Raw genomic sequence first — 15,996 nt, 5'->3', positions numbered from 1 at the left:
AGTTAACCTTTTAAGCCTGATGAAGCAATACCCTCTACGAAGAAACGCTGTAGTGTTAAGAAAACAATTAGTACGGGAATTAAGCTCACTACTGATGCTGCCATAATCAATCCGTACTCTGCCGAGTATTGAGAGATGAACATTCGTAGACCTATCTGAATAGTTTTGAGCTTGGTCTCTGTCAGATAAATCATTGGCCCAAGGAAATCATTCCAAGTCGTTACGAATGTGAAGATAGTCAGTGTGGAAAGCGCTGGCTTAGAAAGTGGCAGCATAATTTTGTACCAAATCTGGTACTCGTTCATGCCATCGATTCTCGCAGCTTCACAGAGTTCATCGGGAATACTCATGTAGAACTGACGCATTAAGAACACACCGAATGCAGTGAAAGCTTGCAAGCAGATGATCGCTGCGTGAGTGTTGTTGAGCCCAATCTCTCTCATCATGATGAACTGAGGAACCATGTAAGAGATCCAAGGAACACTGATAGTCGCTACATAGCCAAGGAACAACGCATCGCGATACGGAAAACGTAACTTAGCAAAGGCGTAAGCTGCGAAGCTTGAGGTCAGCAACTGTAGAATCGTTACGATTACGGTTAATTTCGCAGTGTTGTAGATAAATAGCGCCAGTGGGATCTGTTCCCAAATATCAACAAAGTTTTGCCATCTGGGCACTGACGGAATCCACTCAATAGGAAATACAAACACGTCTCTACTCAGTTTCAGAGAAGCAGACAGCATCCAGATAAATGGAATGATCATTACAAGCGTAATAGCAATGATTACTGCATAGAGAACAAACTTTTTAATTGTTTCCTGCTTAGTTTTAGATTGCATTTTCATTTTATTACTCTTCGTACTTCTTGGCGTATTTGAATTGAATAATGGTCACGATAAGCACCAGCAAAAACAGAACAATTGCAATCGCTGATGAGTAACCTAAACGCCAGCTTACAAATGCTTCGTTGTACAAGTGGTAGCCCAATACCATGGTTGAGCTGCCCGGACCGCCCTGAGTAAGAAGTAATACATGATCAAACACTTTAAAGGATTGAATCATCAGCATTACTGAAACGAAAAACGTGGTGGGTGTAAGTTGAGGCACTGTGATTCTGATGAACTTTTGCCAGCTATTGGCACCATCGATATCGGCTGCTTCATACAGTTCAGAGTTAATGCCTTGTAAACCAGCCAAATAGATCACCATGTAGTAACCCATGTTTTTCCAAACACCGAATAGGATGATGGTTGGCATAGCCCAGTCTTTATCCGCTGACCAGCCAGGTAGGTTTTGCGGATCAACACCTGAATTGTACAGAAGCATGTTGACAGGCCCCATATCAGGGTTGAATACCATGTTCCATACCACTGCTACTGCCACCAATGATGCCACATATGGGAAGAACATAGCTGTTCTGAACAAACCTCTGCCTTTAATTTTCTGATTGAGCAATACAGCGATAGCGAGTGCAGAAATTAAGGTAAGAGGAACAGAAAAGGCTGTATAGACAATCGTATTCCAGAGTGAAATTTTAAAAATACGGTCTTCTAATAGCGCAAAGAAATTATCAAGCCCAACGAACTCCATAGGATTAGAACCATCCCAGTTCATGAAAGCCAATAAGAAGGCGAATCCAATAGGTCCGAGAGTAAATATTGCAAAACCTAGAAAGTTTGGAGCGATAAAAGAGTATGCGGTAAGCATATCTCTCACTTTTCTTCTCTTTCTAGATTTTGATTTTTCAGGATTTATTTTCACGGCCAGTACTTGATCAGACATAGATAAACTCAATCTACTGAATTGTATTTATGTTTATTCAATCTATTAAATAAACGGCTTATTGCGATTATCTCCATAATCAAACTTATTATTCGGCATCAGTAATGATAAAAATGAGAGTGCGATCAACTTACACATGGAAAAATAGGTAAATGTAAATTTTACATACAACCCGATCTTTTCACGCAAATAACACGAATCAAAAATAACAATTAAAACACTGTTTTAATTGAGTTTATTTTTAAAAATACATTTTATGTAAATTATTCACAATTTATTTTTAAGGCTAAAATTAAATTAGATTGTGATCAAATATGCGAATTACCACTATCGATGTAAAAATTACTTCTCACTGAAAAATAACTATGTTCAGATAAATAGAAATTACAGATCGAATAAGTTTTGCCATGAAGCCTACCCTAGAAAACGTCGCTAAATTAGCGAACACCTCAATTGCGACCGTATCACGAGCTTTAAATGACAGTGGATACGTGAGTGACGATCTGAAATTAAAGGTGGAACAAGCCGTCAAGCAATTAGGCTACAAAAGAAAGGTCTATAAATCCCTTCCACTTTCAACATTGAGCAAAATTGTTGTTATTACTAACGACGATTTCTCTAATCCAAATAGTTTTTATTATGCAGTTCTGTCCGGATTGAAGTTCGAAGCTGAGCGGTTAGAAATTGATATTGAAGTCGTACTGATCGATAGTCTTGGGGAAAACAAAGAAGCGCTAGAAGATCAATTTGAAGGCGCTGACGCGGTGATTATGGTCGGGATGGAAAATCCTAACTTGCTAGATGTACTTAAATCAATCGGCAAACCTGTGCAGATTATCAATGGCAGTGACCCTTCAATGCAGTTCTCAAGCATTTCACCTGATTATGAATACGGTGGTTACTTGGCAGGCCAATACCTCTTGGAAGCAGGAAACAGGAACAACTGTATTATTACAGTCAATTTTCGACAGTCACTAATAGACCGACAACTAGGCTTTCAGCGGGCACACAGGCAAATTGACATTCATCCAGAACGAAGCTGTAAGATCATCGATTTAGTCGAGTATGCAAAAAAACACGACCCCGATCTGCACGACAAAATCATTCATGGCACAGCTGGAGGGGATTTTGGCGCAAAATACCTACTACCAAAAATCATTGATGACGGTCTGCTTAATAACATCGATGGGGTATTCTGCATCTGTGACTTAATGGCAATCTCTCTCATGCAGGCATTGAAGAACAAAAAAATGGCGGATACCTCAATTATCGGCTTTGATGATTTACCCATATCATCACTTGTTACTCCGCAGCTCACAACAATCCGCTCTAACTACTATGACTTGGCCAAACAAGGATTGGCGATGCTTATCAGTAAACAAGCGCATAGTACTATTAGTGGAATCCGAGCTTACATGGCGGTAGAACTGATTGAACGGAATTCGGTTTATCCGCAGATACATTCCAAATAGTAACAAAATTTTGAATACAAATAAGGCCAGCAATGCTGGCCTTATCTTTATATCTAGTCACCAGATATTAGCTGGTTAGATCATCAAAGAACTTCTTAACGCCGTTGAAGAAACCTTCTGATTTAGGTTTGTGTTTTTGTCCCGCTTCGCCACCGAAAGAGTCTTCCAGTTCACGTAGCAGTTCTTTTTGACGTGAGCTGAGTTTCACAGGCGTTTCTACCACCAGCTTCACTAGCAAGTCACCAATAGCACCACCGCGTACACTCTTCACACCTTTACCACGCATACGGAACATACGGCCTGTTTGCGTCTCTTCTGGCACTTTAAGGTTTACACGACCATCAAGGGTTGGGACTTCAACTTCACCGCCAAGTGCTGCCATAGCAAAGCTTACAGGCACTTCGCAGTACAGGTTGTTGCCATCACGTTCAAAAATATGGTGCTCTTTCACGTGAACTTGTACGTACAAATCACCTGCTGGTGCACCCATTTCTCCCGCTTCACCTTCGCCTGATAAACGAATGCGATCGCCAGTATCGACACCTGCTGGGATCTTAACGTTAAGAGTCTTGGTTTTCTGCTTGCGACCTTGACCATGGCAGTCATTACATGGATCTTTAATGATCTTGCCTTTACCGTTACAGGTAGGACAGGTTTGTTGTACAGCGAAGAAACCTTGGCGCATTTGCACTTGGCCGTGACCATGACAGGTTCCACAGGTTTGTGCCGATGTGCCTTTCTTAGCACCAGAGCCGTTACAGGTATCACAATGAACCAGTGTTGGTACTTCGATTTCTTTGCTACAACCGCGAACCGCTTCTTCTAGACTCAGTTCCATGTTGTAACGTAGGTCAGCACCACGCTGCGCACGAGGACCGCCACCGCCACGACGAGCACCGCCGAAGATGTCACCAAACACATCACCGAAGATGTCACCAAAATCGGCACCGCCGCCACCAAAGCCGCCACCGCCCATGCCGCCTTGTTCAAAGGCTGCATGACCATATTGGTCATAAGCGGCTTTTTTCTGGTCATCTGTCAGAATTTCGTACGCTTCTTTTACTTCTTTAAACTTATCCGCAGCAGTCGCATCACCCGGATTGCGGTCTGGGTGGAATTTCATTGCTAGGCGCTTATACGCCTTTTTAATATCGCGCTCTGAGGCATCACGGCTAACGCCTAATACTTCGTAAAAATCACGTTTTGACATGTTTTATACTACCAATTACTTTGAGCGAGAAGCGCAGTGCTTCTCCGTCTTTTATCAATCAATCTAGATAATATTACTGACAACAAATTTAGGTTTTACTTAGCAATCAATATGTTGACGCTATCAGTTGACGAGCAAATAGTATTATCTAGATAGACTCTACAACTAGAAACATGCGGGCGAGAGAGAAACTCTGACGCCCGCAAGTAAATAGAATGAATCGTGAACACAGATGACTTGTCATTAAACAAGCCATCCGTTTACAACAAATTATTTCTTGTCGTCTTTCACTTCTTCAAATTCAGCGTCAACAACATCGTCGTCTTTAGAAGCTGATTGCTGCTCAGCGCCCGCACCTTGTTGTGCTTGTGCTTGCTGTTGAGCAATTTCCATTAGCTTTTGAGAAGCTTCCATCAACGCTTGAACTTTTGCGTCGATTTCTGCTTTGTCGTCGCCTTTCTTCGCAGTTTCTAGTGCTGATACAGCGGCTTCGATTTTCTCTTTGTCTTCTGCTGGAAGAGCTTCACCTGCTTCAGCAACTTGTTTTTGAGTTGCGTGAATCATTTGGTCAGCTTGGTTACGTGCAGTTGCTAGCTCTTCGAACTTCTTGTCCGCTTCTTTGTTAGCTTCTGCTTCTTGTACCATTTTCTCGATTTCTTCGTCGCTCAAACCGCCAGAAGCTTGGATAGTGATCTTCTGCTCTTTACCAGTTTGTTTATCTTTCGCAGATACGTGCAGGATACCGTCCGCATCTAGGTCGAAGATAACTTCGATTTGAGGCATACCACGAGGTGCAGGTTGAATACCTTCTAGGTTGAATTGACCTAGAGACTTGTTGTAAGTCGCTTGCTTACGCTCACCTTGTAGTACGTGAATCGTTACTGCGCTTTGGTTGTCTTCAGCTGTTGAGAACACTTGATTCGCTTTAGTAGGAATTGTTGTGTTTTTCTCAATTAGCTTAGTCATAACGCCACCCATAGTCTCGATACCTAGAGACAGCGGAGTTACGTCTAGAAGAAGTACGTCTTTAACGTCACCAGCAAGTACACCACCTTGAACTGCAGCACCAACCGCTACTGCTTCATCAGGGTTCACGTCTTTACGTGGCTCTTTACCGAAGAACTCAGAAACTTTCTTCTGAACCATAGGCATACGAGTTTGACCACCAACTAGGATAACGTCAGTGATGTCGCCTACAGACAGATCAGCATCCGCTAGAGCAACTTTTAGTGGATCTAGTGAACGTTGAACTAAGTCTTCAACTAGAGATTCTAGTTTCGCACGTGAAACTTTGATGTTCATGTGCTTAGGACCAGTCGCATCTGCCGTGATGTATGGTAGGTTCACGTCAGTTGACTGTGCTGAAGACAGTTCGATTTTCGCTTTCTCTGCCGCTTCTTTTAGACGTTGCATTGCAAGCGGATCGTTCTTCAGGTTGATACCTTGTTCTTTGTTGAACTCGTCAACCAAGTAGTTGATCAGACGGTTATCAAAGTCTTCACCACCTAGGTGAGTGTCACCGTTGGTAGAAAGAACTTCGAAAGTCTTCTCGCCTTCAACTTCATCGATTTCGATGATTGAAATATCGAATGTACCACCACCAAGGTCGTATACAGCGATAACGCGGTCGCCGCCTTTCTTATCCAAACCGTAAGCTAGAGCAGCTGCAGTTGGTTCGTTGATGATACGTTTAACTTCTAGACCGGCAATACGGCCAGCATCTTTCGTTGCTTGACGTTGAGCATCGTTGAAGTAAGCAGGAACTGTGATTACAGCGCCAGTTACTTCTTCACCTAGGAAGTCTTCTGCAGTTTTCTTCATTTTCTTCAGAACTTCTGCTGAAACTTGAGGTGCAGCCATTTTTTGGCCTTTCGCTTCAACCCATGCATCACCGTTATCAGCACGTACAATTTTGTATGGCATGATTTCGATATCGCGCTGAACTTCTTCGTCTTCGAAACGACGACCGATAAGACGCTTAATAGCAAATAGCGTGTTTTCTGGGTTCGTTACAGCTTGACGTTTTGCAGGTTGACCGACCAATGTTTCGCCGTCTGTATATGCAATAATAGAAGGGGTGGTACGCTCACCTTCTGCGTTTTCAATTACGCGAGGTTTGTCGCCGTCTAGTACAGCAACACATGAGTTAGTCGTACCTAAGTCAATACCAATGATTCTACCCATCAGGCTATCTCCGAAATAAATTCTCTGTTCGTTTGTTATGCCCTTATCGGGCTACAAAGCTAAACATGTATGTTTGCTTCTTGTATGCCCCATAGATAAGGGCGCCAAAAAGCATTTCAAGGGGAAAAATGAAAAAAAATAAAAATTATCGGCTTTTCGAGTGTTTTTTTTGATGCTGGATAAAAACTCAGCGCTCTACCACCTGGTTTCACCCGATAACGATTGTCTTTCGACAAAGTAAACGGGAGGCTCTTGCCTCCCGTTTTCGTTCTTTTTCAGTAAGATTACTTAGCAACCATTACCATCGCTGGTCGAACTACACGGCCGTTTAACTCGTAACCTTTTTGCATTACGAACATAACCGTGTTTGACTCGTGGTCTGGGCTTTCTTGAATTGACATCGCTTGATGGAATTCAGGATTGAAAGCTTCACCTTCTGGATTGATTTCTTTCAAACCGAACTTCTCAATTACACCAATGAACGTTTTGTGTGTTAGTTCAACACCTTCAATCACAGGTTTAATTGCTTCGTTTTCCATGTCAGCCGCTTGAATCGCACGCTCTAGGTTATCGATAACAGGCAACAATTCTTCAGCAAAACGGTTCAAAGCAAATTTACGTGCTTTATCAATTTCTTGCTCAGAACGACGACGCATGTTCTCAACTTCAGCTTTAGCGCGTAATACGCTGTCTTGCTGATCTTTCAAACGCTGTTCAGTCGAAAGCAATGCCGCTTCTAGTTGAGCAATTTTTGCTTCTTGCTCATCAAGCACTTCGCCTTCTTGCGCGTCATCTTGATTCCAATCGATATCAGCATCAGTGCCGACAGCTTCAGCTTCAACTTCAACCGCTTCTGGCTTCAGCTCTTCATCTTTAACTTTGTTTTCTTCGTTGCTCATGATATCTCCTGCATTCCTTCAGTTATCTCTTTTACGTAATAACCGCTAAGGAACTGAATTCTCTTTTACGTTCTTGACACAAAAATTCGCATAAAAGCGTAACTTGCCCTTATTATGGGGATGAAGAATTTTGATTCAAGCCTAATTCAGTTGGAAACTTATGAAAAAACCATTTGAAGTCATCGCCATCATTGGCAAGCCTAGAGATCAACAAGCAATTCAGACTCACAAAGAATTGTATCAGTGGCTTACAACTCTAGGTTATTCCGTATTTATTGACGACAGGCTCAAAGAAATTTTAACGGATATTCCTCAAGACCACTTCTCAAGTTTAATCGAACTTGGCAAGCAAGCAGATCTCGCGATTGTTGTCGGTGGTGACGGCAATATGTTGGGTGCCGCTCGCGTCCTGTCTCGCTTTGATATCTCTGTGATCGGTGTTAATCGTGGCAACTTAGGCTTTCTGACCGATTTGAACCCAGAAGATTTCCAAACACACCTACAAGCGGTCTTGCAAGGTGAATACATGGAAGAAGAACGCTTCTTACTGGAAGCGGAAGTTCACCGCCACGGGCAAATCAAAAGCCACAATGCGGCTTTGAACGAAGCTGTGCTTCACCCTGGCAAAATTGCTCATATGATCGAGTTCGAGGTGTACATTGATGACAAGTTCGCTTTCTCTCAGCGTTCAGACGGTCTGATCATCTCTACCCCAACAGGTTCCACAGCCTATTCTCTTTCTGGTGGCGGTCCTATTGTCTCCCCTAGCCTCAATGCAATTACGCTGGTACCAATGTTCCCGCACACACTTTCTTGTCGTCCATTAGTGGTTGATGGTAAGCGCCGTATTAAATTGGTGGTGTCACCAGACAACCGAGGTACTCAGGAAGTCAGTTGCGATGGTCAAATATCACTACCAGTATCTCCGGGTGATGAAGTGATCATTTATCAAAGCCCCAATGTACTCAAGTTAATCCACCCGAAGGATTACAGTTACTACAGTGTATTGAGAAGCAAGTTGGGCTGGTCGAGTAAATTGTTTTAAACCAACCACTTCACTTTCTAGTCACTATCGACCTCGGTTAATAATACCGAGGTCTTTTTATAGAAAAATATTAATATTTAATAGATTTTTTTAGTTTTAATTTGTTTTCCATCATAAATTTATTTAGCCCTTGCTACTTATTTGTGAGCCATGATTTATTCCACATTCAAGTTAAGGACTTCGGTCACAATTATTATTTCCGTCAATTTACTTACCAATAAACTTGGTTAAGAATCCATCCATCAGTCAACCAGCTATAACTCAAAGCGGATTTAGATATGAGTAAAAATCTAAAAATTCAAAATAAGTTATGGTCAAGCTCCCTAGCTTGGTACACGCACGACTATCAAATCTCAATCTTACCTTCTTTTGCACACGCCTAGTCTGCTAGGTTGTTTCTGCATTCTTCCGAATCTTTTAAACAATCAGCATCAACACTAAATCTATTTATATCGTTTTTCGATACTTGCATTCTCTTTATTAATTTAAAGTTATTGCTTGGTCATTCTTAAATAGATTTATTTAACTCGAATTTTATCGCTAATTATTTAGCGCGATATTTTGCACCCTAAAAATATAACGGGTGTCGAATAATATCGCCTGACAAAAATTAAAATATTCAAAGGTATTATCATGGAAAACTTTAAACACTTACCAGAACCATTCCGCATTCGTGTTGTTGAGCCAGTAAAACGTACAACTCGTGAATATCGTGAAGAAGCCATTCTTAAAGCGGGTATGAACCCATTCCTGCTAGACAGTGATGATGTGTTTATCGACCTTTTAACAGATAGTGGTACCGGTTCTATTACACAAAGAATGCAAGCAGCAATGCTCATGGGTGACGAAGCATACAGTGGCAGCCGCAGCTACTATGCACTTGCGAATGCTGTGAAAGATATCTTCGGTTATGAGTTAACTATCCCAACTCACCAAGGGCGTGGTGCTGAGCAAATCTATATTCCTGTACTGATTAAAAAACGTGAAAAAGAAAAAGGCCTAGACCGTTCAAAAATGGTGGCGTTGTCTAACTACTTCTTCGACACCACTCAGGGACACACTCAGGTTAACTGCTGTGTAGCGAAAAACGTCTACACCGAAGAAGCGTTCGATACATCTGTCAATGCAGATTTCAAAGGTAACTTTGATATCGCGAAACTGGAAATGGCGATTGAAGAAGCAGGACCTGCGAACGTACCTTACATTGTCAGCACGATTACTTGTAACTCTGCAGGTGGTCAGCCTGTCTCTATCGCTAACTTAAAAGCGGTATACGAAATTGCTCAACGCTACGATATCCCAGTCATCATGGACTCAGCTCGTTTTGCCGAGAATGCTTACTTTATCCAACGACGTGAGCCGGGTTACCAAGATTGGACCATCGAAGAAATCACTCGTGAAACCTACAAATATGCAGATGGCTTAGCGATGTCTGCTAAGAAAGATGCGATGGTTCAAATGGGCGGTCTGTTGTGTTTCAAAGATGAATCAATGATGGACGTTTACACTGAGTGTCGTACGCTTTGTGTGGTTCAGGAAGGTTTCCCTACCTATGGTGGTCTTGAAGGCGGTGCAATGGAGCGCCTTGCTGTCGGTCTTTACGATGGTATGCGTCAAGACTGGCTAGAGTACCGAATTGGTCAGGTTCAGTACCTTGTTGATGGCCTAGAAGCGATTGGGGTTGTGTGTCAGCAGGCTGGCGGCCACGCTGCATTCGTTGACGCAGGAAAGCTATTACCTCACATCCCTTCTCATCAGTTCCCAGCTCATGCTTTAGCTTGTGAACTCTACAAAGTAGCGGGCATTCGTGCTGTAGAAATCGGTTCACTACTATTGGGTCGTGACCCTGCAACCGGTAAACAACACCCTTGTCCTGCTGAGTTGTTACGTTTAACCATTCCTCGTGCGACTTACACTCAAACACATATGGACTTCGTTATCGAAGCATTTGGGAAAGTAAAAGAGAATGCTCACAACGTGAAGGGACTCGATTTCACTTACGAGCCACCAGTGCTACGCCACTTCACCGCTCGTCTAAAAGAAGTTGAATAATAACTAAATCAAGCGCGCCTAATTGGCGCGCTATTTCCCTCTAAATCGAGCAAAACAAAATCTATAAATTTAGCGGGCTTTTTTCCTCAACATGAAACTTAAACAAGAGTAACGATTATGAACAATAATCCATCTTTAGTAGGCGGAGCTTGTATCATAGCAAGCGTCTGTGTAGGGGCTGGAATGTTAGGTTTACCGAGCGCAGGAGCAGGCGCTTGGACTACTTGGTCTCTTATCGCAATTACCTTCACCATGATCATGATGACACTCTCAGGCTGGATGCTATTGGAAGCATTCAAACGCTATGATCTTAAAGTGTCTTTTAACACTGTAACCAAAGATATTCTCGGCGATAACGTCAACCGAATTAATAATTTAGCGGTGTATTTTGTTGGCGGTATCTTACTTTATGCGTACATCACTTCTTCAGGTTTAATTCTGGAAGGTGTTTTAGGCATTAATAATAAAATCGCGTCAGTCCTGTTTGTTGCTGTTTTCTCTCTTTTCGTTTGGCACTCTACTCGAGCAGTCGACAGGATCTCAATTGTTCTTATTGCCTTTATGGTACTGAGTTTTGTTTTTGGTGTTTCGGGTTTAGCCGTCAACATCGATGCGAGTGTACTGTTCGACCGCATCAGCGAAGAATCCAATTACGCTCCATACGCTATGGCTATGCTTCCTGTGGCGTTAACTTCGTTTGGCTATCATCACTCAGTAGCCAGTATGCGTTCTTACTACGGATGTGAGCATCGCGCAAAATACGCCATTCTCGGTGGTACTGTTATCGCGCTGTGTCTGTACTTCCTATGGATGGTCAGTATTTACGGTAACCTACCACGCAGCAATTTCGGCCCAGTGATTGAGCAAGGCGGTAACGTTGAAGTTCTGCTAGCTGCATTAAGTTCTGTGATCGATTCAGACAAGGTATCGCACGCAATCAACACCTTCTCAATGGCAGCCATTCTTTCGTCGTTCATCGGTGTAGGCTTAGGTGTTTTTGATTTTCTGGCAGACCTGTTCAAATTTGAAGACAACAAACAAGGCCGCACTAAAACGTGGGTCGTAACATTTATTCCACCACTCGTCCTTTCTTTATTATTCCCTTTCGGCTTTGTTCTGGCGATTGGCTATGCCGGTGCAGCAGCAACAATCTGGGCGTGTTTAATTCCAGCTTTATTGGCTCGTAAATCACGCACTTTAGAAGGTGGACAAGAAGGATTCATGGCACCGGGTGGCAACGCCATGATCGGCATGCTGATCTTATTTGGTATCGCAACCGCAGTGTTCCACTTTATGTCAATGATGAACCTATTACCTACATTCAGCGGTTAAGTCAGATTTGCTACACCAATGACAACCCACTAATTACGAGATATACGATGGCAGAAATACTCAATACAACAAAAGCACCACTGGCAATTGGACCTTATGTACAAGGTGTCAATCTGGGGGGAATGGTCATTACCTCGGGGCAATTACCAATTAATCCAGAGACGAAACAGATGCCTGAAGATGTTGCAGCTCAAACCTTGCAATCACTCAATAATGCTTTGGCTATCATTGAAGAAGCTGGTTTAAGTGCAAGCAACATTGTTAAGACTACGGTTTTCGTCAAAGATTTAAATGACTTTCCAGTAGTAAACAGAGTCTATGGCGAGTTCTTTGAAAGCCACAAAGCCTCTTTTCCAGCACGCTCATGCGTAGAAGTCGCTCGCCTGCCTATGGATGCGAAAGTGGAAATTGAAGTGATAGCGACCAAGTAAGCGCTATTCGCTAGATAATAAAAAAGACGCTTAAAGCGTCTTTTTTATTTGAATTTATGCAATGTACGTTAGCCCTAATACACCAACTACAGCAAGTGTCGCGCCAAACATCATGACACTTGATAGTTTGTCAGCCAATGTCGATTGCGATTTACTTTTTTCCGAAGTGCTTTTCTTTTCTAATAGCGAAAGAAGTGCTGAGTTCATGATTTTCTACACCTTGTCACATTGTATACAGGTTGCGTATTCTATCTTTTTTGTGAACCTCGTCAAACTATTTAATGAACATTTAGTAATCAATTCAAAACCGATTCTCACATTGTTCAAAAGGCATATTGCTAGAAAGCTAGTGCTATCAAGCAACTCAACTTGAGTCCCATTAAATGCACTAAACACAGCACCATTTCCAACTCTATAAATTTTCACACTGCCATCTTTACTGTATAAAGAAACAGTATATACTGTTCAAAAATACAGTATTGTTTAATTGTACAGGTGACGAGAAATGCTGGCTCATTTAAGCGTAAACAACTTTGCAATCGTGAAATCTTTGCAGCTTGAGCTTTCACAAGGAATGACGACCATTACTGGCGAAACAGGCGCTGGTAAATCTATTGCTATTGACGCCCTAAGCTTATGTCTTGGTGGGCGTTCAGAAGCGAGCATGGTTCGACAAGGTGAAGATAAAACCGAAGTCAGCGCTTCATTCATCCTAGACAACAATATTAACGCTACCCGTTGGCTGGAAGATAACGACTTGCTTGACGGAAAAGACTGCATACTGCGCAGAACCATTACTAAAGATGGTCGTTCACGTGCATTTATCAACGGCAGCCCTGTTCCGGGATCTCAACTCAAAGCGCTAGGTCAGTTACTAATTAATATCCATGGTCAACATGCGCATCAACAACTGATGAAACCAGAGCAACAACTGGCGATGTTGGATCAATATGCTAACCATACAAGCCTGTTGGAAAGTACTCGTATCAGCTACCAAAATTGGCGACAGTCGAATAGCCAACTGAAACAGCTCAAAGAAAACCGCTTACAAAACCAAGCGCAGCTACAACTTTTGGAATACCAAATTAAAGAGCTGAATGAACTTTCAATTGGTGAAGAAGAATATAGCGAAATAGAACAAGAGCATAAGCGCTTATCTAACAGTGGCGATCTTGCTATGAATTGCCAAAAAGCAATCACGTTAATCGATGAAGGCGAAGAAGTTAACGCACTAAGCTTATTACAGTCCACCAGCCATACCTTAATAGAACTGGCAGAAATGGACAGCTCACTTTCGGCGCTACCAAATATGATTGCAGAAGCGATTATTCAGTTGGAAGAAGCAAACAACGAACTTCGCTCATACCTCGATCATATTGATGTAGACCCGGAGCGCATGGCTTATGTAGAAGAACGCTACTCGAAAATCATGTCGCTTTCGCGTAAGCATCACGTTCTCCCTGAAGAGTTGTATCAGCATCATCAAGATCTACTCAAACAAATTGAGCAACTTGATAGCTCTGATGAAAAGCTCGCTGAACTGGAAGCTGACGTAGCAAAACAGTATCAAGAGTTTCTTGCTCAAGCTGAGAAGTTAAATAAATCTCGCATTCGCTACGCTAAAGAGCTGGATAAACTGATTAGTCAAAGCATGCATGAATTGAGCATGGAGAAAGCCCAGTTCAAAATTGATATTAATAGCCAAGTGGGTCACCCAACTCCATTAGGTATCGACTCAGTGACCTTCTTGGTGTCAACCAACGCAGGTCAACCGCTGCAACCTATTGCGAAAGTGGCATCAGGTGGTGAGCTATCACGTATATCACTCGCTATCCAAGTGATCACCGCACAGAAAGTCGATACACCTAGCTTGATCTTCGATGAAGTGGATGTGGGTATTTCAGGTCCAACGGCGGCTGTGGTTGGCAAAATGCTGAGAAAACTGGGCGAATCTACTCAGGTTCTTTGTGTCACTCACTTACCTCAAGTTGCGGGTTGCGGTCATAACCAAATGTTTGTTGCAAAACAAACCAAAGGCGGTAAAACCGAAACACAGATGGTGAAACTCAACAACGAGCAACGAGTCTCTGAATTAGCACGTCTGCTCGGTGGTAGTCAGATTACTGAATCGACACTAGCCAACGCAAAAGAGCTGCTAATTGCTGCATAGCACACAAAACTAGCGATTTTTTGTCTAAGCTTTGCAACCAAATTCAAAATTCGTAGTCTCAACTAGCTCATAGTGATTTGATGTTTTTACATTCGCTGTGAGCTTGTTTATTATCTTGCGAGTTTTATTTTACGGTTTATAGAAGTTTGAATATGCAGTTTACCAAATGGCTTATTGCCATTCCCCTAGCAGTGACTACCTTGTCTGGCTGCTCATTACTAGAAAAATTGGTTTATCGAATCGACATCAACCAAGGCAACTATGTTGAACAAGAATCCGTAAATAAATTGAAATTTGGTATGAGCAAAGAGCAGGTACGTTTCGTTCTTGGATCACCAATGCTGATAGAAAATGGTTACCCTGACACTTGGTACTACATCTATCACCATACTGAAGGGCACAAAGATTCCGAGCAAAAGAACCTTATCGTCAATTTCAACCCAGCAGGTACGTTGACCAACGTTTCGGGTGATTTTCCAGCGGGTGATTCGTTTTTCGAAGGCATCAATTAGAGTAATTACCTTATAAGGTTTCTCTACAGAATTTCAGACCTTAAATGCAAAAAAAGAGCTTGTTTCATACAAGCTCTTTTTTATTCACATACATTATTTCGAACTGGCTGCTTGAGCTCTTTGCTGCTCTACTCGCTTACGGCGAATTTCTTTCGGGTCAGCCAACAACGGGCGGTAAATTTCAATTCTGTCTCTGTCACGCACTGTTGAGTCAAGCTTCACGTTGCGGCTAAACACACCCACTTTGTTTACTTTCAAGTCAATCTCTGGATACATGGACAAAATACCAGACGTCTGAATGATCTCTTCTACCGTCATGTCTTTGTTTACCACAAGATTCAGCACTCGTTGTTCATGTGGCAAAGCATAAACAACATCAACATGAATAATATCCGATTCAATACTCATTATGCGTACACCTGCTTTGCGCGTTTCGTGAAAGCATTAACCATGTTGCTGGTCAGCTCATTAAAAATTTTACCAAACGCCAATTCAATCATTTTGCTCGAAAACTCGAACTCCAACTTCAGTTCGACCTTACAAGCCTGATCGTCTAGTGGCGTAAAATGCCAGCCACCACGTAAGGTTTTAAACGGACCATCAACCAAATTCATCATGATAGATTCAGCATGACGCAACTCGTTTGATGTAGTAAATGTTTTGCTTATACCGGCTTTAGACACATCAACAGATGCTATCATTGCCTCCGGCGATGATTCCAATACACGAGTACCTGAGCAACCCGGCAAGAATTCAGGGTAGCGAGCGACATCATTAACTAAATGAAACATCTGCTCTGCACTAAACGATACCAACGCAGAACGACTAATTTGTTTCATCTTTACTCCTCATCATTGCCCGGACATATCGGTTAGCGCTGATTGTACTGTCATACTTATGTCACCTC

Annotated in this window: 15 protein-coding genes; 7 read left to right on the top strand and 8 right to left on the bottom strand. The window is 42.3% G+C overall.

What is annotated here, in order from left to right:
• Nucleotides 1–2: 2 nt before the first annotated feature.
• Both AAGA51_RS03595 and AAGA51_RS03590 read right to left on the bottom strand, forming a co-directional pair.
• A complete protein-coding gene (locus AAGA51_RS03595) occupies nucleotides 3–845 on the bottom strand; it encodes a carbohydrate ABC transporter permease (RefSeq protein WP_156102078.1) in 843 nt (280 codons plus the stop codon).
• A 4-nt stretch (nucleotides 846–849) separates the two neighbouring features.
• Nucleotides 850–1,782, bottom strand: coding sequence for a carbohydrate ABC transporter permease (locus AAGA51_RS03590; RefSeq protein ID WP_042489038.1), 933 nt, complete (start codon nucleotides 1,780–1,782; stop codon nucleotides 850–852).
• 407 nt (nucleotides 1,783–2,189) lie between these two features.
• Here AAGA51_RS03590 and AAGA51_RS03585 point away from each other — a divergent pair, with 407 nt between their 5' ends.
• On the top strand, nucleotides 2,190–3,254 hold the full coding sequence (locus AAGA51_RS03585; protein WP_042489042.1) for a LacI family DNA-binding transcriptional regulator: 1,065 nt from the start codon (nucleotides 2,190–2,192) through the stop codon (nucleotides 3,252–3,254).
• Nucleotides 3,255–3,321: 67 nt separating this feature from the next.
• Here the strand turns inward: AAGA51_RS03585 and dnaJ are convergent, their stop codons facing one another.
• The 3 genes from dnaJ to grpE all read right to left on the bottom strand — a co-directional run bounded on the left by dnaJ (nucleotide 3,322) and on the right by grpE (nucleotide 7,547).
• On the bottom strand, nucleotides 3,322–4,464 hold the full coding sequence (dnaJ, locus tag AAGA51_RS03580) for a molecular chaperone DnaJ (RefSeq protein ID WP_042489044.1): 1,143 nt from the start codon (nucleotides 4,462–4,464) through the stop codon (nucleotides 3,322–3,324).
• 270 nt (nucleotides 4,465–4,734) lie between these two features.
• Nucleotides 4,735–6,648, bottom strand: coding sequence for a molecular chaperone DnaK (gene dnaK / locus AAGA51_RS03575; protein ID WP_042489046.1), 1,914 nt, complete (start codon nucleotides 6,646–6,648; stop codon nucleotides 4,735–4,737).
• A 284-nt stretch (nucleotides 6,649–6,932) separates the two neighbouring features.
• A complete protein-coding gene (gene grpE / locus AAGA51_RS03570; protein ID WP_042489049.1) occupies nucleotides 6,933–7,547 on the bottom strand; it encodes a nucleotide exchange factor GrpE in 615 nt (204 codons plus the stop codon).
• Between the two features lie 160 nt (nucleotides 7,548–7,707).
• On the opposite strand from grpE, the gene nadK reads away from it, so the two are divergent.
• From nadK to AAGA51_RS03550, 4 genes are all read left to right on the top strand, one after another.
• On the top strand, nucleotides 7,708–8,592 hold the full coding sequence (nadK, locus tag AAGA51_RS03565; RefSeq protein WP_042489052.1) for an NAD(+) kinase: 885 nt from the start codon (nucleotides 7,708–7,710) through the stop codon (nucleotides 8,590–8,592).
• Between the two features lie 633 nt (nucleotides 8,593–9,225).
• Nucleotides 9,226–10,644: a tryptophanase gene (gene tnaA, locus AAGA51_RS03560; protein WP_042489055.1), complete on the top strand. Its 1,419-nt coding sequence runs from the start codon at nucleotides 9,226–9,228 to the stop codon at nucleotides 10,642–10,644.
• A 117-nt stretch (nucleotides 10,645–10,761) separates the two neighbouring features.
• Nucleotides 10,762–11,976 carry an aromatic amino acid transporter gene (locus AAGA51_RS03555; RefSeq protein WP_042489058.1) on the top strand — a complete coding sequence of 405 codons (1,215 nt, stop codon included), beginning with the start codon at nucleotides 10,762–10,764 and terminating at the stop codon, nucleotides 11,974–11,976.
• A 47-nt stretch (nucleotides 11,977–12,023) separates the two neighbouring features.
• Nucleotides 12,024–12,407, top strand: a complete 384-nt coding sequence (locus AAGA51_RS03550) for a Rid family detoxifying hydrolase (protein WP_042489061.1) — start codon at nucleotides 12,024–12,026, stop codon at nucleotides 12,405–12,407.
• A 54-nt stretch (nucleotides 12,408–12,461) separates the two neighbouring features.
• Here AAGA51_RS03550 and AAGA51_RS03545 read toward each other — a convergent pair whose 3' ends face one another.
• Nucleotides 12,462–12,614 carry a hypothetical protein gene (locus tag AAGA51_RS03545; protein ID WP_156102079.1) on the bottom strand — a complete coding sequence of 51 codons (153 nt, stop codon included), beginning with the start codon at nucleotides 12,612–12,614 and terminating at the stop codon, nucleotides 12,462–12,464.
• Nucleotides 12,615–12,912: 298 nt separating this feature from the next.
• On the opposite strand from AAGA51_RS03545, the gene recN reads away from it, so the two are divergent.
• Complete coding sequence (gene recN, locus AAGA51_RS03540; protein WP_042489063.1) at nucleotides 12,913–14,577, top strand: DNA repair protein RecN; 1,665 nt, start codon at nucleotides 12,913–12,915, stop codon at nucleotides 14,575–14,577.
• Between the two features lie 152 nt (nucleotides 14,578–14,729).
• Nucleotides 14,730–15,089: an outer membrane protein assembly factor BamE gene (bamE, locus tag AAGA51_RS03535; protein ID WP_042489066.1), complete on the top strand. Its 360-nt coding sequence runs from the start codon at nucleotides 14,730–14,732 to the stop codon at nucleotides 15,087–15,089.
• A 93-nt stretch (nucleotides 15,090–15,182) separates the two neighbouring features.
• Here the strand turns inward: bamE and AAGA51_RS03530 are convergent, their stop codons facing one another.
• Together AAGA51_RS03530 and AAGA51_RS03525 are read right to left on the bottom strand one after the other, a co-directional pair.
• A complete protein-coding gene (locus AAGA51_RS03530; protein ID WP_042489069.1) occupies nucleotides 15,183–15,497 on the bottom strand; it encodes an RnfH family protein in 315 nt (104 codons plus the stop codon).
• Nucleotides 15,497–15,928, bottom strand: coding sequence for an SRPBCC family protein (locus AAGA51_RS03525; RefSeq protein WP_042489071.1), 432 nt, complete (start codon nucleotides 15,926–15,928; stop codon nucleotides 15,497–15,499). The genes AAGA51_RS03530 and AAGA51_RS03525 overlap by 1 nt, the downstream gene beginning before the upstream one ends.
• Nucleotides 15,929–15,996: the final 68 nt, after the last annotated feature.

This window comes from Vibrio diazotrophicus (genome assembly GCF_038452265.1).
Classification (GTDB): domain Bacteria; phylum Pseudomonadota; class Gammaproteobacteria; order Enterobacterales; family Vibrionaceae; genus Vibrio; species Vibrio diazotrophicus.
Note: the sequence above shows the minus strand (reverse complement) of the source record. Positions and strands in the feature narration are given on the sequence as shown.